Source organism: Streptomyces sp. NPDC048352 (assembly GCF_040651895.1).
Classification (GTDB): Bacteria; Actinomycetota; Actinomycetes; order Streptomycetales; family Streptomycetaceae; genus Streptomyces.
Genome location: NZ_JBEZKZ010000002.1, coordinates 87,421 through 108,474, shown reverse-complemented (window position 1 = coordinate 108,474; position 21,054 = coordinate 87,421). Strand labels below are relative to the sequence as shown.

Below are 21,054 nucleotides of genomic sequence, written 5' to 3'. Positions count from 1 at the left end.
CCAGGGGTGGTGAATCCCGGCCGGAACCTCTCCTTCCTGCCCTTTTCTCCCGTTTTCGGTGTTGTCGAAATCCTCGGAGGGGCCGTCGGCCGCTCCGGTACGTCGGGCCCGCGGTCAGTCCTGGGACGGGGAACGGGGCGGACTGACCGTCGTGCGGGGCGTCCTGCGCTGCGAGGAGGTACGGATGATCAGCTCGGTGGGCACGACCTGTTCGACGGGGCGCCCGGTGTCCACTCCCTCGATCGCGTCGATCAGCAGCTGTACGACGGCCGTTCCGATCCGCCGGGGCTTGAGGGACAGAGTGGTGATGGGCGGCTCGGTGTTGGCGTAGACGGTGGACTCGCTGCAGCAGACGAGGAGCAGGTCCTCGGGGACCCGCAGCCCGTAGCGCCGGGCGGCGGCGAGGAGGTCGGTGCCGTTGGGGTCGAAGAGCCCGTAGACCGCGTCCGGCCGGTCCGGGCGGGCGAGGAGCCGGTCGGCGGCGACGGCGCCCGCGCACGGGTCGTGGGCGGGGTAGGACTCGTAGACGGGGTCCTGGCCGACGCGCTCGCACCAGTTGAGGTAGGCGGTCGTGGAGAGCCGGGTGTAGGTGTCGGTGGTGGTGCCGGTCAGCAGCCCGATGCGGCGGGCGCCGGCGGCGGCGAGGTGGTCGAGGAGGCCCAGTACGGCGGCCTCGTGGTCGTTGTCCACCCAGGCGGTGACGGGCAGGGTGCCCGCCGGCCGGCCGTCGGAGACCACGGGCAGGCCCTGGCGGACCAGTTCGCTGACGACCGGGTCGTGGTCGGAGGGGTCGATGACGACGGTGCCGTCGAGGGCCACGTTGGACCAGACGTCGTGTCGTGAGGTGGCGGGCAGGATGACGAGGGCGTAGCCGCGGGCGAGCGCGGCGGAGGTGGCGGCCCGGGCCATCTCGGCGAAGTACGCGAATTCGGTGAAGGTGAAAGGTTCATCCCCGTACGTGGTCACGGTCAGGCCGATCAGACCCGACTTGCCGGTACGGAGGGTGCGGGCCGCGGCGGAGGGGCGGTACCCCAGCCGGTCGGCGACCTCGCGGACGTGGCGGCGGGTGGCGTCCGGCAGCCGCCCCTTGCCATTGAGCGCGTCGGAGACGGTTGTGATGGACACGCCCGCCGCGGCGGCCACGTCCCTGATGCCGGCCCGGCCCTGTCGCCCGCCGGCCCGCCGGGTGGTCTCGGTCCGGCTCACCTGGTGCTCCCCTGCTGCTGTCATGGCGAGCCGATAGTAGGGCTCGGAGGGCAGGGTGGTTCGGGTGCATATGCACGCGTTGACAGGCACGATTCTGCATGGTTCGCCACCCCCAATGACCTTGGAAACGAAGCCGTTTGGGGCTCGGGGCTGAGAGTCGGGCTTGTCGGCCGCTACGAACATGCCAAAACGGCGCCGTCGCGGACGGGTCGCAACTCACCTGCACGAGGGACGCGCGCCACGGCGCAGGCCACCGGCGCGCGCATATATGCGTGCGCTCCCCCTGTGTTCCTGGCGCCCACCATTCTCGTATCGGCGGAATCCTCATAAGGTGAGCAGTATTGAGTCGACCCAGACGTCGACCGGACGGTCGAGGAGGACCTGCGGTGAGCGAGAAGAGCCCGAAGCTGCGCGCCGAGCTGGACGGCATCCCCACCTACAAGCCCGGCAAGCCCGCCGCCGCGGGCGGGGCCGTCGCTTTCAAGTTGTCCTCGAACGAGAACCCGTACCCGCCGCTGCCGGGGGTACTGGAGACCGCGGTGGCGGCCGCCGGACGTTTCAACCGCTACCCCGACATGGCCTGCACCGGGCTCGTGAACGAGCTGGCGGATCGTTTCGGGGTGCCGGTCGAGCACATCGCCACGGGCACCGGCTCGGTGGGCGTGGCCCAGTCGCTGATCCAGTCGACGGCCGGCCCGGGTGACGAGGTGATCTACGCATGGCGGTCCTTCGAGGCGTACCCGATCATCACGCAGATCTCCGGTGCGACGTCGGTGCAGGTGCCGCTGACGGACGGGGACGTGCACGACCTGGACGCGATGGCGGCAGCGATCACCGACCGCACCCGCCTGATCTTCGTCTGCAACCCCAACAACCCCACCGGCACCGCCGTGCGCCGCGCGGAGCTGGAGCGCTTCCTGGACCGGGTGCCCTCGGACGTGCTGGTGGTGCTGGACGAGGCGTACCGCGAGTTCGTGCGCGACACCGACGTGCCGGACGGCCTCGAGCTCTACCGCGACCGCCCGAACGTGGCCGTGCTGCGTACGTTCTCCAAGGCGTACGGGCTGGCCGGCCTGCGCGTCGGCTTCGCGGTGGCGCACGAGCCGGTGGCCGCGGCGCTGCGCAAGACGGCGGTGCCCTTCGGTGTGAGCCAGCTCGCGCAGGACGCGGCGGTGGCCTCGCTGCGGGCCGAGGACGAGCTGCTGGGCCGGGTCGGGGCCCTGGTGTGCGAGCGCAAGCGGGTCCACGAGACGCTGCTGGCGCAGGGCTGGACGGTTCCGGACACCCAGGCCAACTTCGTGTGGATGCGGCTGGGGGAGCGGACCCTCGACTTCGCCGAGGCCTGCGAGAAGGCCGGTGTGGTGGTCCGGCCCTTCGCGGGCGAGGGCCTGCGGGTCACGATCGGTGAGACCGAGGCGAACGACCTCTTCCTGCATGCGGCGGAGGCGTTCTTCAAGGAGCTGTAGTCGGGGAGCGGTGGTCAGGGCTGCCCTGGTCAAGCTGCCGGGGTAGGGGCTGCCGGGGTCGGGTCTGCCGGGGTCGGGGGCTGTGGCCGTCCGGCGGCGGTGCGGGGTGCCGGGGCCGTCAGACCAGTTCCACGCGGATGGGGTCGCCGTCGCGGACGGTGGCCAGGAGGCGGGGGTCGCCGTCGAACGAGCCGAGCACGTTGCAGGGGCTCGCCAGGCGGCTCTCGCCTCCGCGCGAGATGGGCGTGGGCCCGTAGGGCAGCGCGAGTGCGTCGCCCTCGGTCCAGAAGGCGACCGTGCCGGGCTCGACGACCTGCCGGGCGTCGGCCTCCAGGGCGACGGAGACGCCGGTGTCGAAGTAGACCTCCTCGCCCCAGGTGTTCGCGGAGGCGGAGATCGGGAGGGCCGCGGCCAGCGCCTTGCTGGTCGGGGTCTCGTCGAGGGTCGCGGTGAGCAGGCCCGCAGGCCAGGAGATTCGTATCTGCATGGCCGTATTCAACAATCTGTTGAATTTCTTGGCTAGGGGCCGATAAAGGGGGACCCCCCTTGAAGGGGGCCGTGGGTGGTAGGACATAATGCTTGTGAATGTGAACGCGTTCACAAGCGTGTCCTGCTTCCTCCCTGTATGAGAGGGAACCCGCCAGGCAGACTGCCCGCTGTGACCACGGCGACGACAAGGAGAAGACGACGTGGACCTAGCTTTGGCGCCTGAGACATTGGCGCGCTGGCAGTTCGGCATCACCACCGTCTACCACTTCCTCTTCGTGCCGCTCACGATCTCGCTCGCCGCGCTGACCGCCGGCCTGCAGACCGCGTGGGTCAGGACCGAAAAGGAGAAGTACCTCAGGGCCACGAAGTTCTGGGGCAAGCTTTTCTTGATCAATATCGCGATGGGTGTCGTCACCGGCATCGTCCAGGAGTTCCAGTTCGGCATGAACTGGTCCGACTACTCGCGGTTCGTGGGCGACGTCTTCGGCGCCCCGCTGGCGTTCGAGGCCCTGATCGCCTTCTTCTTCGAGTCGACCTTCATCGGTCTGTGGATCTTCGGCTGGGACAAGCTGCCGAAGAAGATCCACCTGGCCTGCATCTGGATGGTCTCCCTCGGCACCGTCCTGTCCGCCTACTTCATCCTGGCGGCCAACTCCTGGATGCAGCACCCGGTCGGGTACCGCATCAACGAGGAGCGGGGCCGGGCCGAGCTCACCGACTTCTGGCGGGTCCTCATCCAGGACACGGCGCTCACCCAGTTCTTCCACACCATCACGGCCGCGTTCCTCGTCGGCGGCGCGTTCATGGTCGGCATCGCCGCCTTCCAGCTAGCGCGCACCAAGCACGTCCCGGTGATGCGCAGCTCGCTCAGGCTCGGCCTGGTCGTCATGATCATCGCCGGTATGGGCACCGCGATCAGCGGCGACCTGCTCGGCAAGGTGATGTACAAGCAGCAGCCGATGAAGATGGCCGCCGCCGAGGCCCTGTGGGACGGCGAGGCGCCGGCCCCCTTCTCCGTCTTCGCCTACGGGGACGTGGAGAAGGGCCACAACAAGGTCGCCGTCGAGGTTCCGGGCCTGCTGTCCTTCCTCGCCAACGACGACTTCACCTCCTTCGTCCCCGGCATCAACGACGTCAACAAGGCCGAGCAGGAGAAGTTCGGCCCCGGCGACTACCGCCCCAACATCCCGGTCGCCTACTGGGGCTTCCGCTGGATGATCGGCTTCGGCATGGCCTCCCTCGGGATCGGGGTCCTGGGGCTGTGGCTGACGCGCAAGCGGTTCCTGCTTCCGCCGGGACTGCGCACCGGTGAGGACGAGGTCCCCCATCTCGTCCTCTTCAAGAAGGCGCTCAGCCCCCGGTTCGGCCGTCTGTACTGGATCGTCGCGCTGTGGACCATGCTGTTTCCGCTGATCGCCAACTCCTGGGGCTGGATCTTCACCGAGATGGGCCGCCAGCCCTGGGTGGTCTACGGCGTGCTGCGCACCAGGGACGCGGTCTCGCCGAACGTCTCGCAGGGTGAGGTGATCACCTCGATGACCGGCTTCACGCTGCTCTACGCCGTGCTCGCGGTGATCGAGGTCCGGCTCCTGGTGAAGTACGTCAAGGCCGGCCCGCCCGAGCTCACCGAGGCCGACCTGAACCCGCCCACCAGGGTCGGCGGGGACGACAAGAACGCCGACCGGCCGATGGCCTTCTCGTACTGAGGCTGGGGAGACCACACCATGGAACTTCACGACGTCTGGTTCGTACTGATCGCGGTCCTGTGGACCGGATACTTCTTCCTGGAGGGCTTCGACTTCGGCATCGGTGTCCTGACCAAGCTGCTCGCCCGCGACCGCACGGAGAAGCGGGTCCTGATCAACACGATCGGGCCCGTCTGGGACGGCAACGAGGTCTGGCTGCTCACGGCGGGCGGTGCCACCTTCGCCGCCTTCCCGGAGTGGTACGCGACCCTGTTCTCCGGCTTCTACCTGCCGCTGCTGCTCATCCTGGGCTGCCTCATCGTCCGGGGCGTCGCCTTCGAGTACCGCCACAAGCGGTCCGAGGAGCGGTGGCAGACCAACTGGGAACACGCGATCTTCTGGACCTCGCTGATCCCGGCCTTCCTGTGGGGCGTGGCCTTCGCCAACATCGCGCACGGCGTGAAGATCGACCGGAACATGGAGTACGTCGGCAGCGTCCTCGACCTGCTCAACGTCTACTCGGTCCTCGGCGGCCTCGTCACCCTCACGCTGTTCACCTTCCACGGCGCGGTCTTCGCCTCGCTCAAGACCGTCGGGGACATCCGGGACCGTGCCCGCGTGCTGGCGACCCGGCTGGGTGCGGTGACGGCGGTCCTGGCCCTCGTCTTCCTGATCTGGACCCAGGTCTCGCGCGGTGACGGCTGGAGCCTGATCGCCATGGCCGTCGCGGTCCTGGCGCTGGTCGCGGCCCTCGGGTGCAACCTGGCGGGCCGTGAGGGCTGGGCGTTCGCCCTGTCGGGGCTCACCATCGCGGCGGCCGTCGCGATGCTCTTCCTGACGCTGTTCCCGAACGTCATGCCGTCCTCACTGGACGAGGCCTGGAGCCTCACGGTCACCAACGCCTCGTCCACCCCGTACACCCTGAAGATCATGACCTGGTGCGCCGCCGTGGCCACTCCCCTGGTCATGCTCTACCAGGGCTGGACGTACTGGGTGTTCCGCAAGCGGATCGGTACCCAGCACATCGTCGACGCGCACTGAGCCGCGCGCGTCACTCCTGCCCGACCCTGCCGAGGGGATGTTTCACGTGAAACCGATCGACCCGCGCCTGCTGCGGTACGCCCGTTCCACCCGCCTCTTCCTGGGGGCGGTGGTGGCCCTCGGGCTCGCCGGAGCGGGGCTGGTCATCGGCCAGGCGGTGCTCATCGCCGAGATCGTGGTCGGGACCTTCGAGCAGGGACTCGACGGCACCGCGCTCCGGACGCCACTGCTGCTGCTCGCGGCAGTGGCGCTGGGGCGCGGGCTGGTCGCCTGGCTCACGGAGCTGGCCGCGCACCGGGCGAGCGCGGCGGTCAAGTCAGAACTGCGGGGCAGGCTGCTGGACCGGGCCGCCGCCCTGGGGCCCGGATGGCTCAGCGGACAGCGGACCGGATCGCTGGTGTCCCTGGCCACACGGGGTGTGGACGCGCTCGACGACTACTTCTCCCGCTACCTGCCCCAGCTGGGGCTCGCGGTGGTGGTCCCGGCGGCGGTCCTCGCCCGGATCGTCACCGAGGACTGGGTGTCGGCGGCCATCATCCTGGTCACCCTGCCGCTCATCCCGCTCTTCATGATCCTCATCGGCATGGCCACCCAGACCCGGATGGACCGCCAGTGGCGGCTGCTGTCCCGGCTGTCGGGCCACTTCCTCGACGTGGTGGCGGGGCTTCCGACGCTGAAGGTCTTCGGGCGGGCCAAGGCGCAGGCCGAGTCGATCCGCAAGATCACCGACGACTACCGCCAGGCCACGATGCGTACCCTGCGCATCGCCTTCCTCTCCTCGTTCGCGCTGGAGCTGCTCGCCACGCTCTCGGTGGCGCTCGTCGCCGTGACCGTCGGCATGCGGCTCGTGCACGGGGAGCTGGACCTGTACACCGGCCTGGTCATCCTCATCCTCGCGCCGGAGGCCTATCTGCCGCTGCGGCAGGCGGGGGCGCAGTACCACGCGGCCGCCGAGGGGCTGGCCGCCGCCGAGGAGATCTTCGAGGTCCTGGAAACCCCGGCCCCCGCCTCCGGCGGCGGTGCCGCAGTGCCGGCCACCGGGCTGCGGATCGCGCTCGACGGGGTGGAGGTCCGGTACGAGGGCCGCGGCGCGAGTTCGCCCGCACCCGTGTCGCTCGTGGTGGAGCCCGGCGAGTGCGTGGCCCTCACCGGGCCGAGCGGGGCCGGCAAGTCCACCCTGCTGAACGTGCTGCTGGGCTTCGTGGCCCCCACCTCCGGACGGGTGCGGATCGGGGACACGGACCTGACCGCGCTCTGCCTCGAACAGTGGCGGGAGCGGATCGCGTGGGTGCCCCAGCGGCCGCACCTGTTCGCGGGGACCATCGCCGAGAACGTCCGCCTCGCCCGGCCCGGGGCCGATGACGACGCGGTCGAGGCGGCCCTGCGCGACGCCGGTGCCTGGGAGTTCGTCTCCGCCCTGCCGCACGGCGCGCGGACCGAGCTCGGCGAGGGCGGGGCCGGGCTGTCCGCCGGTCAGCGCCAGCGGCTGGCGCTGGCCCGGGCGTTCCTCGCGGACCGGCCGGTACTGCTGCTGGACGAGCCGACGGCCGCCCTGGACGGGGAGACCGAGGCCGCGGTCGTGGAGGCCGTACGCCGCCTCGCGGTCGGGCGGACCGTGCTGCTGGTGGTGCACCGGCCGGCGCTGCTGGCGGTCGCCGACCGGGTGGTGGCGCTGGGCGAGGGCGCTGCGGCCCGTGCGTCCCGGGACGCCGGTGCGGGGACGGCCCCCGGCGGTGCGGCGGTGGCGTCCGACCCCGGGGAGTGGATCCTCGGGGGCGCGGCGGAGCGGGCCGACGGCGGCCCGGGCGGCGCGGGCGCCGACGGCTCCGGATCGGCCGGGGACCCGCTGCGGCGGGTGCGGGCCGTGGCCGCGCCCTGGCAGGGCCGGTTCCGGCTCGGGCTGCTGCTCGGGGCGCTGGCCGTCGGGAGCAGCGTCGGGCTGATGGCCGTGTCCGGGTGGCTGATCTCCCGGGCCTCGCAGCAGCCGCCGGTCCTCTACCTGATGGTGGCCGTCACGGCGACGCGGGCCTTCGGCATCGGGCGGGCCGTGTTCCGCTACGCCGAGCGGCTCGTGTCGCACGACGCCGTCCTGCGGATGCTCGCCGGGCTGCGGGTGGCGGTGTACCGGCGGCTGGAGCGGATCGCCCCCGCCGGACTGCGCGAACAGCGGCGCGGGGACCTGCTGACCCGGCTGGTGGCGGACGCCGACGCACTTCAGGACTACTGGCTGCGGTGGCTGCTCCCGGTGGGTACCGCGGTGCTCGTCGGCACCGGATCGGTGGCCTTCACCGCCTGGCTGCTGCCCGGGGCGGGGGCGGCGCTCGCGGTGGGGCTGCTCGCCGCCGGGGTGGGGGTGCCGCTGCTCAGCGGGGCCTGCGCGCGGCGTGCGGAGCGGCGGCTGGCGCCCGCCCGCGGCGAACTCGCCACCCGCGTGGCCGACCTGCTGACCGGTACCGCCGAACTGACGGTGGCCGGAGCCCTGGCCGGCCGCAAGGAGCGGGCGCGGGAGAGCGACGGGGTGCTGACCCGGATCGCCTCGCGCGGGGCCGCGGCCACCGGGCTCGGCGGGGGGCTGTCCGCCCTGGTGTGCGGGCTCACGGTGGTGTGCGCCGCGCTCGCCGGCGCGGGGGCCGTCGCGGAGGGCCGGCTGTCCGGGGTGGCCATGGCGGTGGTGGTGCTGACCCCGCTCGCCGCCTTCGAGGCCGTCAGCGGGCTGCCGCTGGCCGTCCAGTACCGGCAGCGCGTGCGCCGCAGCGCCGAGCGGGTGTACGAGGTCGTCGACGCTCCGGTGCCCGTCGCCGAGCCGGCCGACCCCCGTGCGCTGCCGGCCTCGCCCTTCCCCCTGCGGCTGACCGGACTCGCCGCCCGCCACGGCGGGCAGGAACGGGACGCGCTGCACGGGCTGGACCTGACGCTGGAGGCCGGACGGCGGATCGCGGTCGTCGGGCCGTCGGGTTCGGGCAAGACCACCCTGGCGCAGGTCCTGCTGCGCTTCCTGGACCCGCGCGAAGGCTCGTACACCCTCGGTGGGACGGACGTGCGCGCCCTCGACGGCGACGACGTGCGCCGGGTCGTGGGCCTGTGCGCCCAGGACGCGCACCTCTTCGACAGCTCGGTGCGCGAGAACCTGCGGCTGGCCCGCACGGGGGCGAGCGAGGAGCAGCTGCGCGAGGCGCTCGCCGCCGCCCGGCTGCTGGGGTGGGCCGACGGGCTCCCGGACGGGCTGGACACCCTGGTCGGGGAGCACGGGGAGCGGATCTCCGGCGGGCAGCGCCAGCGGCTGGCACTGGCCCGGGCGCTGCTCGCGGACTTCCCCGTCCTCGTCCTGGACGAGCCGGCCGAGCACCTGGACCTGGCGACCGCGGACGCCCTGACGGCCGACCTGCTGGCGGCCACCGAGGGCCGGACCACCGTGCTGATCACGCACCGGCTCGCGGGCCTGGCGGCAGTGGACGAGGTGCTCGTACTGGACCGGGGAGCGGTCGTCCAGCGGGGTGCCTACGCGGAGCTGGCGGAGGTGGAGGGGCCGCTGCGCAGCCTTCTGGAGCGGGAACGGGAGGCCGACGGGGCGCTGGCCGGTGCGGCGGGCTGACCTGCCCTGGGGAACCCCGCTCCCTCCGGAGCCCCCGAGCTCTCCGGAACGCGCGCTGACTTTCCCCGCCAAAGGGGACTAACTAGGCTCAAGGGCATGTCGCTGGAGGAGTCGCAGGAGCCGCCGGAGTCCCCTGGGGACGCACCGGATCCGCTGGAATCCCGTGGGAAGGCACCGGCTCCGGATCCGCTGGAGGCCGCCACTCAGGCCACCCGGAGCCTGCAAGGGCTGTCCACCGAGCTGACCGCGCGCGTCCCCCAGCTGCTGGAGGCCATGCGCTCGGTCGGTACCGGCCTCGAACTGCACTCCACGCTTGACCGCATCTGCGAGACGGCCGCCGAGCTCGCGGACGCCCGCTACGCGGCGATCGGGGTCGTGGACACGGACGGTCCGGGCCTCTCGGACTTCGTCACCTTCGGCGTCAACAGCGAGCTGGCGAGCACGATCGGGCACCGCCCCGACGGGAAGCGGGGCCTGCTCGGGGCGCTCATCTCCCATCCGGACACGGTCCGGCTCGCGGACCTGGCGAAGGATCCCCGGTCGGCGGGCTTCCCCGCCCACCACCCGCCCATGAAGAGCTTCCTCGGCGTGCCGATCCGGGTGCAGGGGGAGATCTTCGGGAATCTCTACCTCGCCGAGAAGCACGGCGGCGGCGAGTTCAACGACTACGACGTCCACATGGTCCGGGTGCTGGCCACGGAGGCGGGCATCGCCATCGGCAACGCCCGGCTGTACGAGGCCGCCACCCAGCGCGAGCGCTGGATCGACGGCTCGGTGGCCGTCACCACCGCCCTGCTGTCCGGCGGGGACGCGGACGACGCCCTCGCGGTGGTGGCCGAACAGGCCAGGCGCCTGGCCGACTCCGCCGCCGGGATCGTGATGCTGCCGGCGCAGGAAGGCGGCATGGAGATCGTCGCCGTCTCCGCGGACAACCCGGCCACCTCGCTCGGCCTGGTCGTCCCCGCCGAGAGCCCGGTGGTGGACAAGCTCCTGCGGGGCGAGCCGGTCTTCGTGGAGGACGCCGCCGCCGACCCCCGCATGATCAGCAGGCTGACCAGACCGTACGGGCCCTGCATGATGCTGCCGCTGCACAGCGGCGGGCGGGTCCTGGGCGCGCTCGTCACCCCGCGGGCCCGGGGCGCCAGGCCCTTCACCGAGTCGGAGCGGACGCTCGCCACGCAGTTCGCCTCTCAGGCAGCCCTCGCCCTGATGATGGCCGAGGCCCAGCGCGACCGGGAGCGGCTCGCGGTGTTCGAGGACCGCGACCGGATCGCCCGGGACCTGCACGACCTCGTCATCCAGCGGCTCTTCGCCACCGGGATGATGCTGGAGGGCGCGCAGCGCCGGTCCGTCGTCCCGGAGGTCCGCGACGGCGTGGGCAAGGCCGTGGACGAGCTCGACGTGACGATCCAGGAGATCCGCACCGCGATCTTCGCGCTCCAGCAGGGGCCGGCGGAAGCTCCGTCGGGGCTGCGCACCCGTGTCCTGCGGGAGATCAACATGGCGGCCGTGCCCCTGGGCTTCAAGCCCGCGCACCGCTTCGTCGGCCCCCTCGACACGGTCGTCGGCGAACTGGTCGGCAAGAACCTGATCGCCGCCCTGCGCGAGGCGCTGTCGAACGCGTTCCGGCACGCGGACGCGTCCCGGATCGAAGTCCTGGTCGACGCCACCGCCAGCCTGCCCGACGGCCGGCCCGGCGTACGGCTGGAGGTCGCCGACGACGGCGTGGGCATGCCGGAGGGCGGCCGGCGCAGCGGGCTGCGGAACCTGCGCCGCAGGGCGGAGTCGCTCGGCGGCTCCAGCTGGTACGGACCCGGCCTCGGGGAGGACGACGCCGGGACCACCCTGGTGTGGGAGGCCCCGCTGTGAGGCGCCCCCGCCGGTGGGTGGCGAGGCGCTAGCCGCGCGTGGCGCGCTCGGCCAGCATCCGTTCGATGACGACGGCGACCCCGTCCTCGTTGTTGGCGACCGTGCGGCCCGACGCGGCCGCGATCACATCCGGGTGGGCGTTGCCCATCGCGTACGAGGTTCCGGCCCAGCGGAGCATTTCCACGTCGTTCGGCATGTCTCCGAAGGCGACGACCTCGGCGGCGGAGATACCGCGTTCGGCGCAGCACAGTTCCAGGGTGCTGGCCTTGGACACCCCGAGTCCGCTGATCTCCAGGAGAGCGGTCGGGCTGGAGCGGGTGATCGAGGCGTAGGCGCCCGCAGCGGACCGCGCCAGGGCGAGGAACTCGTCCGGGGCCATTTCTGCGTGGTGGGCGAGCAGCTTCAGGACCGGCGCCGCCCGGTCTTCGGACTCCTCGTGGAGGAGCTTCTCGGCGGTGGCGACCGTGGCACCCGGGTCCTGGAAGAACGGCGGGTAGGCCGGTTCGTAGTTGATGCCGGTGGTCATCTCGACCGCGAAGGAGGTGCCGGGGGCGGCCTTCCGCAGGGTGTCCACAACCGTGAGCGCGGTGGCCCGGGGCAGCGCCCTGACCTGCACGAATTCCCGGCCGGCGTGGAGGTCGACGACGGCGGCGCCGTTCGCGCAGATCGCCAGCCCGTGGCCGTGCACGTGATCGCTGACCACGTCCATCCAGCGGGCGGGGCGGCCGGTGACGAAGAAGACCTCGATCCCGGCCTCCTCGGCGGCGGCGAGCGCGGCGACCGTGCGGAGCGAGACGGACTTGTCGTCGCGCAGCAGGGTGCCGTCGAGGTCGGTGGCGATGAGCCGGGGTGCGGGGGTTGGCCCGTCCGGGCGCTGAGGAGCCGAGGTCACCGCTCCATCTTCACCCATGGGCCCCTGCCGCCGGACCATGATCGCGCAGAGATGTTTCACGTGAAACCGTCCGGCCCCGGCCCGGCGGGCATGTTTCACGTGAAACACGCGTCCCGTGTCGCGGGCGGCGCCGGCCGGGCCCGGAGGGGCGAGGTGTCGTTGGTGTACAGGACACGGACCGCCGTACGCTCAAGGGCATGACTCTGCGCCTGAGCACTGTGATCCTGCCGGTACGCCCGTGGCACGAGGGAGGACGCGACCAGTGGGAGCGGGCCGAGCGCCTCGGTTTCCACACCGCCTACACCTATGACCACCTGACCTGGCGGACCTTCCGCGACGGTCCCTGGTTCGGCGCGGTCCCGACCCTGACCGCCGCTGCCGCCGTCACCGAGCGGGTCCGCCTGGGCACCCTGGTCACGTCGCCGAACTTCCGCCACCCGGTGACCCTGGCCAAGGACCTGATGTCGCTGGACGACATCTCGGGCGGCCGCATCACCCTCGGCATCGGCGCGGGTGGCAATGGCTTCGACGCGACCGCGCTGGGCCAGGAGGAGTGGAGCCCGCGCGAGCGGGCGGACCGGTTCGCCGAGTTCGTACCGCTGCTGGACCGGCTGCTGACCGAGAAGGCGCTCACCCACCACGGCACCTTCTACTCCGCCCAGGACGCCCGCAGCATCCCCGGGTGCACCCAGCGCCCGCGCCTGCCGTTCGCCGTCGCGGCGACCGGCCCGCGGGGAGTGAAGCTTGCGGCGAGCCACGGCCAGGCCTGGGTGACCGCCGGGGACCCGAAGGTCTTCCAGGGCACGCCCGACCAGTCGCTGGAGGCCCTCCGCACCCAGTACGGGCGGCTGGAGAAGGCCCTGGCGGAGATCGGCCGGGACTCCGACTCCATCGAGAAGGTGCTGCTGACGGGCTTCACCCCGGAGCGCAGCACCATGCTGGCGTCCGTGGACGCGTTCGTCGACTTCGCGGGTCGCCACCGCGAGCTGGGCTTCACCGAGCTGGTGATCCACGCGCCGATCCCGGACTCCGACTTCGCCGCCGACGAGGCCGTCTTCGAGCGGATCGCCACCGAGGCGCTCTCCCAGCTGGGCGAATAACCGCCCCACCGGAACCGGTGGGCCAGCCGAGCCGGCGGCCCACCGGAACCGGCCGGAGCCGCCGCCACACGGCGGGGCCCCGGTCGGCCGGGCGGTCAGGCGGCCAGCAGAGTCGTGATGATCCGGCGTGCCTGCGGGAGCAGCCACTCCGGGGCCGTCCCCTCGGGCAGCGACTCGACCTCCTCCACCAGGGCCGAGATCCTGGCCGCGCCCTCGGCCGGCCGGCCCAGCTCGTGGTCGGTCCAGGCGGCGTTGTTCAGGCACTGGAAGCGGTCCTGGAGGTACTCCGCCCCGAGCCGCGCGTACAGCTCGGCCGCCCGCTCCCACCACTGGATCTCCTCCAGCCGCAGTGCCTCGACGGCGGCGGGGCTCAGAGCGTCCCCGGACGGGGAGTCCTCGGCGTCCTCCGGCGCCAGGGAGCCCACGAGCCGGTCCAGTACCTGTGCCAGCTGGTGCCAGGTCTGAGCCAGTTCGGCGAGCAGCTCCGGGTCCTCGGGGTCACCGGCCGCCAGGGCCGCCTCCAGGACTCCGGCGGCCTCCTCCATCAGGGCCCGAGCGGCTGCCGCGGTCGCCTCCGTGACCTCCTCGCGCAGCCCCAGCCAGGCCAGCGAGCGCAGGATCCGGACCTCGGAGACCACCGCGTCCCCGGTCAGGCGGCGCAGCTCCAGAGCGCGCCGGTACGCGGCGATCGCCTCCTCGGCCAGGCCGGCGTCGGAGAGGCAGTCGGCGGCGGCCTGCGCGAAGCCCGCCTGGGGCCGCGGGTCCTCCCAGTCCTCGACCAGTTCCGCGGCCAGCAGGAACTGCTCCGACGCGGCCCGCGACTCGCGCAGGTCGCGGAGCAGGTTGCCCAGGAACTCCCGCGCCGAGACCGCCTGTCCGTCGCCGTGTTCCAGCAGGTCGGGCAGCGCGGACTGGAGCACCTCCGCCGCGTCGGCGGTCCGGCCGCTCCGGGCGTAGGCCTGGGCCAGCATCCACCGGGCCTGGGCCCCCCCGTCGGCGGCCAGTCCCGCCTGGTCGAACCAGTGCGCCGCCGTGAGGGCGTGCTCGGCGGCCTCCGCCTGCGCGTCCCGCCGCCGCAGCAGGACGTCCGCGAGCGTGAGGCGTACGAGGCCCTGCTGTTCGGGGTCGGTCACCTCGGCGGAGTGCTCCAGGGCGGACCGCGCAGCCTCCTCCGCCTCCTCGGGCCGCCCCAGCGACAGCAGCACCCCGGCCCGCAGGGCGAGCAGGTCCGCCGCCTGCCAGGGCCGGCCCACCTCGACCGACCGGGCCGCGGAGGCGGCCAGCAGCTCCAGGGCGCGGTCGGTGTCACCCCGCGAGAGCGTCAGCCGGCCCAGCATCTCCTCGGCCTCGGCGGCCAGATCCGGGAGGGCCGCCCCGTAGGCGGACACGAAGGAGGCGAGCTCGGCCGCCAGCAGCTGGTGGCCGTGGTCGTGGCCCTCCCCGCCCCCGTGGCCCTCCGCGTGCCCGTGGCCCTCCCCGTGCCCGTGGCCCTCCCCGTGCCCGTGGTCGTGCTCGTGCGCGGCCTCCGCCGAGCGCAGGTACGGCTCCATGCGCAGCGCGGACAGCTCCGCGACCGCGATCCGGCGGGCCCGCAGGGGTTCCCCCGCGTCCAGTGCCTCCGCGGCGTGCAGCCCCGCCGCCAGGAGCCTGCGGACCTCGCCGGGCGCCGCCCCGGCCTGCGCGGCCGCGCTCGCCAGCCGCAGCTCGGCGAGGGCGGCGCGTTCGGCCTGCCCCAGCGCGCGGTAGCCGTCGCGTACGGCCGCCAGCAGTTCCGCCGCCCCGGGGGCTCCGGCCCGAGCGGCCGTCAGCGCCCGGTGATCGGCCAGCTCGGCGCGCAGCAGCGGGTCCAGCTCCGGCTCCGGCAGCGCGGAGGCCCGTACGGCCACCTCCTCCCACAGCCGGTCGGTGTCCGGGTGGCCGGTGTCGCGGGCGGTCCGGGCCCGCGTGACGAGCTCGGCGAACCCGGCGGCGGTCGCCGGCGCGGGAGCGGGGACCGGTGCCGGCGCTGCCGGGGCCGGCTGCGGGAGGGCGGCACTGCGTACCCCCAAGGGCAGCACGTCGGCCAGCGGGGCCTGGGCGAGCCGTTCCAGGAGCCGCTCCGAGACACGGGTGGTGCCGTTGCGGACGTCGAACCGCCGTGCGATGGCCACGGCCTCCCCGCGCAGGACGCCGTACAGCTCCTCGACGGTCTGGGGTGAGCCCTCGTAGGGCACCGTCGGATCGGCGCCGTGGCCGAGTTCCACCAGCCGCCGCAGCAGGACGGCGACCCCGGCGTAGAAGTCCATCTGCGTCTTGACGTCCACGAGCGGCCGCAGGTGCGCACCGTGTTCGGCGAGGATCTCCACACCGCGCGCCTCGTTGCCGGTGAGGGCGCAGAACTCGATGTGCTGGCCGATCGAGCGCAGCAGGCTCTCCTTGCCCCGCGCCATCCGGTAGCCGCGCAGGTGGTGCGAGCGGGCCTCGTCGGTGCGGCCGAGGCGCAGCAGGGGGACCAGCGAGCGGGCGAGCACCCGGTGCGGCTCCTCCATGCACGTCTGCTCGCCGTTGAGCACGGGCTCCCAGACCTCGATCGCCTTGGCGTGCTCGCCCTTGGTCGCCCAGAACACGCCCTGCGAGTTGGTCTCGCAGGCGTGGCAGTCGCTCATCGCGTCCCGCTCGGCCGCACGCCACTGGGCCATGGCGCGCTCGGCGCGCTCGTCGTCCCCGATGGCGTCGGCGAGGAAGTACTCGGACTGGCGTACCGCCCGCTCGCTGTACCCGGCGATCCGGTAGCGCTTCTCCATGTCCTCCAGGTAGCCGGTGACGGAGGAGACGGGCACGTCGGGGGAGCTGATGATCTGGCCCGAGACCCACTTGAAGCGCCAGAAGAGGGAGTGCGCGTCGCCCGCGTCGAAGGCCGCGGGGTCGCGGTCGTACTCCTGGAGCAGGCGGGCGAAGGGGACCACCATGCGGCTGCGCTCGGCGCTGTACTCGTAGGCGTCGATCTGGTTGACCAGCGCGAGCCGGAACACCTCGCTGTCACCGCAGACCTCGGCGGCGGCGGTCAGCGCCTCCGCCTGGGCGTTGCGCGCGGCGCCGTGCGGCAGGCCGTGGTTCTCGTGCAGGGCGCGCCGGATCTCCTCGGCCGTCAGGGTGCTCACTTCTCGTCCTCCTGGGACTGGGCGGTCGTGGTGTCGACGGAATGGGTCGCCCATTCCAGGAGCCCGAGGAAGGCCCGGTTGAGCAGGGCGGAATCGGCCGGGCGCAGCGGTCGCTGGGACATCAGCAACGCCTGGCCGTAGAGCGATTCGACGGCGGTGCCCGCGAGCGTCGGGTCGGGCAGGCCCGCGATCCGACGGATCAGGGGGTTGTTGTGGTTCAGGACGAGGCGGGCACGCGGGCCGGAGCCGCGCAGCGAGCCGAGGATCCCGCTCCACAGGGAGTCGGCCGACTCGAGTGCAGTGGTCCGGTCCCGCTCCTGGCGGGCCTGGCGGTCGTCGAGGTAGAGCGCGGGCACGGCGACGGGCTGGAAGGCGCGCAGCACCACGTCGCAGCTCTGCGGTTCCAGGCGGGTACGGGCGGTGGACAGGAAGGCGGCGAGGGACAGCTCGACGGAGGTGGGGACCGGGTCGAGGCGGTCGGTGACGGCCCCGGCGTCCAGCTCGGTGACCTTCAGGTCGGGGCGGACGGAAGGCAGCAGCGCCAGCAGGTCGGCGTCGTAGGTGTAGCCGGCGTTGACGATGCCGAGCCCGTGGGCCGCCGCGATCGGCGCGATCTGGCGGAACTCCTCGACGGTGCGCGTGAAGTGGATCTCGGCGTGGGCGGCCGTGAACTCCTCCAGGCTCATCGATCCGTCGCTGGTCTCGAACGGCAGCCACGGCAGCATCAGGCCGAGCAGTTCGGCGTCGTGCCGGGCGAGGGACTTCACACCGAGGTGGTGGACGCTCAGGAAGGCCGCCAGCCGGTCGGGTTCGCTCGCGGCGAGTTCGGCGAGCCAGGCCCGGATGCGGGCGCCGAGGGCTTCGCGTACGGCGGCCAGGGTCTCGTCGTCGTAGAGGTTCTCGCGGGAGGCCGTGGGCCGCAGGGTGTCGGTGTCGAGGACGGCGCGGACGAAGAAGGCCCAGTCGGGCAGCAGGTTGTCGGCCTGGTCGGTCAGCAGCATGCCCTTGAGGTGGACGCGGTGTCCGGCCCGGTGGGCGGGGCTGGTCGGTTCGGGCAGGACGTACGCGACTCCGCGCACGCCGGCCACCGGCAGGTCGAGGTCGATGCTGTCGAGCGGGGTGAAACCGAAGAGCTGCGCGCAGTGCCCGGCGAGCGCGACGCGCCGGGCGGCCGGGGTGGGGAACGCGCGGTCCCATACGGCGGGCCGGTCGGTGACGGGTCGCGGAGTGCTGCCCGGGCCCTCGTCGAAGGTGACCGGGTGGGGCAGCAGGGAGCCGTAGTCGCGGGCGAGCCGCTCGACCCGTGCGGGCTCCGTCCATTCCTCGGCACCGGGGCGGGCCTCGAGGTGGACGGTGGTGCCGGGCTCGGGGCGGGCGTCGTGGGGAAGTTCCCGGACGGTGTACGAGCCGTCGTCGGCGGCCAGCCACTCCACGGGCGCGGCCTGGGGGTCGCGGGCGGAGCGGGTGACGACCCGGATCTGCCGCGCGACGACGAAGCAGGCGAGCAGTCCGATGCCGAACTGGCCCAGGAACTGGCCGCGGGCGGTCTCCAGGCCCTGCAGCTCGCCGTCACCGGCACGCTTGGAGCTGCGGCCGATGGTGGCGAGGAGGGAGTGGGCCTCGGCGGCGGTCAGCCCGATGCCCGAGTCCTCGATGGTGACCCGCCCGGCGGAGGCGGACAGCCGGATGCGGACTTCCGCGCCCGGCTCGTGCGCGTGACGGGCGGTCACGGCGTCCACGGCGTTCTGGAGGAGTTCGCGGACGTAGACGCGGGGGCTGGAGTAGAGGTGGTGGGAGAGCAGGTCGACCAGGCCGCGCAGGTCGACCTGGAAGTTGTTGACGGCGCCGCCGGCCGGCGATCCGGCGGGGAGGTCGGACGGGGACGGGGACACGGATGTCATCAGGCATCAGCTCGCTTGCTCGCGTGGGTCGGTCGGCGATCGCGAGGTACCCCCCTCACTGATCCCGGAACGAGGAACAGAGTAGGTGGACGATCCGACAATCACGCCGTGAATTCCGCCTCGCCCGGCAGGCGCCCGCGCGCTAACGGAAGCGGAGGAATTCCGGCGGTACGGAGTCCGCCAGCCACACCCCGTTGGCGCTGACCCGGAACACGTGCCCGGCGGCCCGCATCGCCCCGGCGTCCACGGCCAGGACCACCGGGCGCCCTCTGCGCGCGCCGACGCGGGTCGCCGTCTCGCGGTCGGGCGACAGGTGCACGTGGTGGCGGGCCATCGGGCGCAGCCCCTCGGCGCGGATCGCGTCCAGGGCGGCGGCGACGGTGCCGTGGTAGAGGTACGCGGGCGGTTCGGCCTCCGGCAGGCCCAGGTCGACCGCGACGGTGTGTCCCTGGCTGGCCCGGATCCGGGTGCCGTCGACGGCGAAGCGCTGCTTGTCGTTGGCGGCGACCACGTGGTCGAGTTCGGCCCTGCTGAAGGGGAACCCGTGTTCCGCGGCGGCCCTCAGGAGATCGTCGATCTCCACCCAGCCCCGGGGGTCGAGCACCAGTCCGATCCGTTCCGGCTGATGCCGCAGGTGTTTCGAGACGTACTTGGACACCTTCACGGTGCGTCGGTCATCCATGTCCCCAGCTTGGCCGCTCGGACGGCCCGCGGGCAGTGATTTTCCGTGCCGGGACAGGGCTGGACCGCCTCTATCATCTTTCCAAGATACGGAATACATTTTCCGCTACGTGACTTATCCCGCGGGAGAAACCATGACACATAAGGCCTCACTGCTTCGGCGTGCGGCGGCCGAGCTCATCGGCACCGCAGGCCTGCTCGTGGTGGTGATCGGCTCGGGCATCCAGGCCGCGAACCTCAGCCGCGACACCGGTGTCGCCCTCGTCGCCAACTCGTTCGCCTCCGCGATCGGCCTCGGCCTGATCATCACCCTGTTCGGCCCCCTTTCGGGCGCCCACCTCAACCCGGTCGTCACCCTCACCGCCTGGTGGGCGCGGCGTACCGGAGGCGAGGGCCTCGACGCACGGGAGGCCTTCGCCTACGCCGCCGCCCAGACCACCGGTGCCATCGGCGGCGCCGTCCTGGCGGAGACGATGTTCGGGCGCACCCCGGGAACCTTCTCCACCCAGGTCCGCGACGGGGGCCACCTGCTGATCGGCGAGATCATCGCCACCGCCGGTCTGGTCCTGGTCATCCACGGGCTCGGCCGCATCGGCCGGCCGAGGCTGATCCCGGCCGCGGTCGCCGCGTACATCGCCGCCGCCATCTGGTTCACCTCCTCCGGGTCCTTCGCCAATCCCGCCGGCACCGTCGGACGCGCCTTCAGCGATTCCTTCACCGGTATCGCACCGCAGTCGCTGCCCGGATTCGTCGCGGCGCAGCTCCTCGGCGGCGTCCTCGGACTCGCCCTGGCCACGCTCCTCTACGGCCGCGAGCGCCACGGCCACGGGGAGTCGCTGTCCCTTCCGGGGGACGGGAAGCCGGACACCGAGGTGGCTGATATGACCCGTACGCCTGGCGGGTTCGAGGTCATCGTCTGAGACCCCGCACGTGTTGCCCACAGGCGGACGGCAGTTGTCCACAACCCTTTCGGCGGGTTTCGGCGTCATCTGAGCGATTCGCCCCGGGGACCCCCTGTGGACTACCGATCGAGCATTACCGGCCGCCCCTGCTCGCCAGCTCGTTCATCGTCCGGGCCTGGAGCTCCCGCTCCGTCGCGGCCCGGACGAACTCCGCCACGTGCTCCGGCCCCACCAGTTCCTGCACCGCCCGTACCGTCCCGGCCGGCAGGGCCACCGGGGCCGACCCCGCCGGCTGCGCCCCGCCGCCGGCACCCAGGTGCCGCTGGAGGTGCCGGGTCGCGAACAGCCGCATCGCCCGCGCCAGCTCGGCGTCCACCGTCTGCTGGGCCAGGGGCCGCAGCCGGCGCACCATCGTCGCCGCCTCGGCCGCGTCCGCGTCAGTCGGGGGGACCGGGCCGAGGTAGCGGGCGAAGACGTGCTCGGTCGTGAACTCCAGGAAGCGCGAGGCGATGTGCTCCACCTGCCCCCGCAGCTCGCGCAGGTGCCCGGTGATCGCCACCAGCGGCACCCCGGCCGCGTACAGCTCGGCCGCGACCGCCAGCTCCTGCGGCGAGGGCACGAGGAACTCGTCCGGACGCCCCGGGATCCGCTCCAGCACCCCCAGCTCGCACGCCTCGTCCACCGCGTCGTCGTCGGGCAGGCCGCCGAACCGGGCGTTGAGGTCCTCCCGGCTGATCCGGTCGGCCTCCTCGTCGGTCCAGGGCCCGTGCACCTCCGCGACCAGGCCCAGTACGCCGCCCAGCCCGCGCCCCGCGTCCCAGGCCTCCAGCAGTTCCTTGATGGAGGCGAGGGTGTAGCCGCGGTCCAGCAGGTCGGCGATCTGCCGCAGCCGCGCCAGATGCGTGTCCCGGTAGACGTTGGACCGGCCCCGGCGCTCCGGCTTCGGCAGCAGGCCGCGGTCCTGGTACGCCCGGATCGTGCGCACCGTGGCCCCGCTGTGGTGGGCCAGATCCTCGATCCGGTACTCGGCTACCGCCTGATCGGACAATCCCGGCTCCCTACGACATGGCGGCCCGGCCGGCCGCGCCCG

14 protein-coding genes are annotated in these 21,054 nt (G+C 72.8%); 7 read left to right on the top strand and 7 right to left on the bottom strand.

Going from position 1 to position 21,054, the window contains the following annotated elements; genetic code table 11:
* Positions 1-114: 114 nt before the first annotated feature.
* Positions 115-1,230, bottom strand: a complete 1,116-nt coding sequence (locus AB0D45_RS01705; protein ID WP_361595606.1) for a LacI family DNA-binding transcriptional regulator — start codon at positions 1,228-1,230, stop codon at positions 115-117.
* A gap of 362 nt (positions 1,231-1,592) precedes the next feature.
* On the opposite strand from AB0D45_RS01705, the gene hisC reads away from it, so the two are divergent.
* Positions 1,593-2,672: a histidinol-phosphate transaminase gene (hisC, locus tag AB0D45_RS01700; RefSeq protein ID WP_362454829.1), complete on the top strand. Its 1,080-nt coding sequence runs from the start codon at positions 1,593-1,595 to the stop codon at positions 2,670-2,672.
* A gap of 118 nt (positions 2,673-2,790) precedes the next feature.
* Here the strand turns inward: hisC and AB0D45_RS01695 are convergent, their stop codons facing one another.
* Positions 2,791-3,159, bottom strand: coding sequence for a cyclophilin-like fold protein (locus AB0D45_RS01695; RefSeq protein WP_361595600.1), 369 nt, complete (start codon positions 3,157-3,159; stop codon positions 2,791-2,793).
* A gap of 202 nt (positions 3,160-3,361) precedes the next feature.
* On the opposite strand from AB0D45_RS01695, the gene AB0D45_RS01690 reads away from it, so the two are divergent.
* From AB0D45_RS01690 to AB0D45_RS01675, 4 genes are all read left to right on the top strand, one after another.
* Complete coding sequence (locus AB0D45_RS01690; protein ID WP_362454828.1) at positions 3,362-4,867, top strand: cytochrome ubiquinol oxidase subunit I; 1,506 nt, start codon at positions 3,362-3,364, stop codon at positions 4,865-4,867.
* An 18-nt stretch (positions 4,868-4,885) separates the two neighbouring features.
* Positions 4,886-5,887, top strand: a complete 1,002-nt coding sequence (gene cydB / locus AB0D45_RS01685; RefSeq protein WP_362454827.1) for a cytochrome d ubiquinol oxidase subunit II — start codon at positions 4,886-4,888, stop codon at positions 5,885-5,887.
* A gap of 46 nt (positions 5,888-5,933) precedes the next feature.
* Positions 5,934-9,479, top strand: coding sequence for a thiol reductant ABC exporter subunit CydD (gene cydD / locus AB0D45_RS01680; protein WP_362454826.1), 3,546 nt, complete (start codon positions 5,934-5,936; stop codon positions 9,477-9,479).
* 96 nt (positions 9,480-9,575) lie between these two features.
* Positions 9,576-11,348 carry a GAF domain-containing protein gene (locus AB0D45_RS01675; RefSeq protein WP_361595587.1) on the top strand — a complete coding sequence of 591 codons (1,773 nt, stop codon included), beginning with the start codon at positions 9,576-9,578 and terminating at the stop codon, positions 11,346-11,348.
* Positions 11,349-11,376: 28 nt separating this feature from the next.
* Here the strand turns inward: AB0D45_RS01675 and AB0D45_RS01670 are convergent, their stop codons facing one another.
* On the bottom strand, positions 11,377-12,258 hold the full coding sequence (locus AB0D45_RS01670; RefSeq protein WP_361595584.1) for a Cof-type HAD-IIB family hydrolase: 882 nt from the start codon (positions 12,256-12,258) through the stop codon (positions 11,377-11,379).
* Positions 12,259-12,437: 179 nt separating this feature from the next.
* Between AB0D45_RS01670 and AB0D45_RS01665 the strand changes: the two genes are divergently transcribed.
* Positions 12,438-13,340, top strand: coding sequence for an LLM class flavin-dependent oxidoreductase (locus AB0D45_RS01665; protein WP_362454825.1), 903 nt, complete (start codon positions 12,438-12,440; stop codon positions 13,338-13,340).
* 95 nt (positions 13,341-13,435) lie between these two features.
* Here the strand turns inward: AB0D45_RS01665 and AB0D45_RS01660 are convergent, their stop codons facing one another.
* The 3 genes from AB0D45_RS01660 to AB0D45_RS01650 all read right to left on the bottom strand — a co-directional run bounded on the left by AB0D45_RS01660 (position 13,436) and on the right by AB0D45_RS01650 (position 19,063).
* Positions 13,436-16,480 carry a tetratricopeptide repeat protein gene (locus tag AB0D45_RS01660; protein WP_362454824.1) on the bottom strand — a complete coding sequence of 1,015 codons (3,045 nt, stop codon included), beginning with the start codon at positions 16,478-16,480 and terminating at the stop codon, positions 13,436-13,438.
* Positions 16,477-18,381: an HSP90 family protein gene (locus AB0D45_RS01655; protein WP_362454823.1), complete on the bottom strand. Its 1,905-nt coding sequence runs from the start codon at positions 18,379-18,381 to the stop codon at positions 16,477-16,479. Before AB0D45_RS01655 ends, AB0D45_RS01660 begins: the two co-directional genes overlap by 4 nt.
* A 142-nt stretch (positions 18,382-18,523) precedes the next feature.
* The gene (locus AB0D45_RS01650) at positions 18,524-19,063 is read right to left on the bottom strand and encodes an RNA 2'-phosphotransferase (RefSeq protein ID WP_361595572.1); all 540 of its coding nucleotides are present in this window, start codon (positions 19,061-19,063) and stop codon (positions 18,524-18,526) included.
* A 133-nt stretch (positions 19,064-19,196) separates the two neighbouring features.
* On the opposite strand from AB0D45_RS01650, the gene AB0D45_RS01645 reads away from it, so the two are divergent.
* A complete protein-coding gene (locus AB0D45_RS01645) occupies positions 19,197-19,982 on the top strand; it encodes an aquaporin (protein WP_362454822.1) in 786 nt (261 codons plus the stop codon).
* Between the two features lie 115 nt (positions 19,983-20,097).
* On the opposite strand, the gene AB0D45_RS01640 is transcribed toward AB0D45_RS01645, so the two are convergent.
* Complete coding sequence (locus AB0D45_RS01640; RefSeq protein ID WP_362454821.1) at positions 20,098-21,012, bottom strand: MerR family transcriptional regulator; 915 nt, start codon at positions 21,010-21,012, stop codon at positions 20,098-20,100.
* Positions 21,013-21,054 lie beyond the last annotated feature (42 nt).

What these genes read in the sequence shown, in the direction of transcription:
- AB0D45_RS01695 (WP_361595600.1), bottom strand. Translation starts at nt 3,159, where the DNA reads ATGCAGATACGAATCTCCTGGCCTGCGGGCCTGCTCACCGCGACCCTC.
- AB0D45_RS01665 (WP_362454825.1), top strand. Translation starts at nt 12,438, where the DNA reads ATGACTCTGCGCCTGAGCACTGTGATCCTGCCGGTACGCCCGTGGCAC.
- AB0D45_RS01675 (WP_361595587.1), top strand. Translation starts at nt 9,576, where the DNA reads ATGTCGCTGGAGGAGTCGCAGGAGCCGCCGGAGTCCCCTGGGGACGCA.
- AB0D45_RS01655 (WP_362454823.1), bottom strand. Translation starts at nt 18,381, where the DNA reads ATGACATCCGTGTCCCCGTCCCCGTCCGACCTCCCCGCCGGATCGCCG.
- AB0D45_RS01650 (WP_361595572.1), bottom strand. Translation starts at nt 19,063, where the DNA reads ATGGATGACCGACGCACCGTGAAGGTGTCCAAGTACGTCTCGAAACAC.
- AB0D45_RS01705 (WP_361595606.1), bottom strand. Translation starts at nt 1,230, where the DNA reads ATGACAGCAGCAGGGGAGCACCAGGTGAGCCGGACCGAGACCACCCGG.
- cydB (WP_362454827.1), top strand. Translation starts at nt 4,886, where the DNA reads ATGGAACTTCACGACGTCTGGTTCGTACTGATCGCGGTCCTGTGGACC.
- AB0D45_RS01670 (WP_361595584.1), bottom strand. Translation starts at nt 12,258, where the DNA reads ATGGGTGAAGATGGAGCGGTGACCTCGGCTCCTCAGCGCCCGGACGGG.
- AB0D45_RS01645 (WP_362454822.1), top strand. Translation starts at nt 19,197, where the DNA reads ATGACACATAAGGCCTCACTGCTTCGGCGTGCGGCGGCCGAGCTCATC.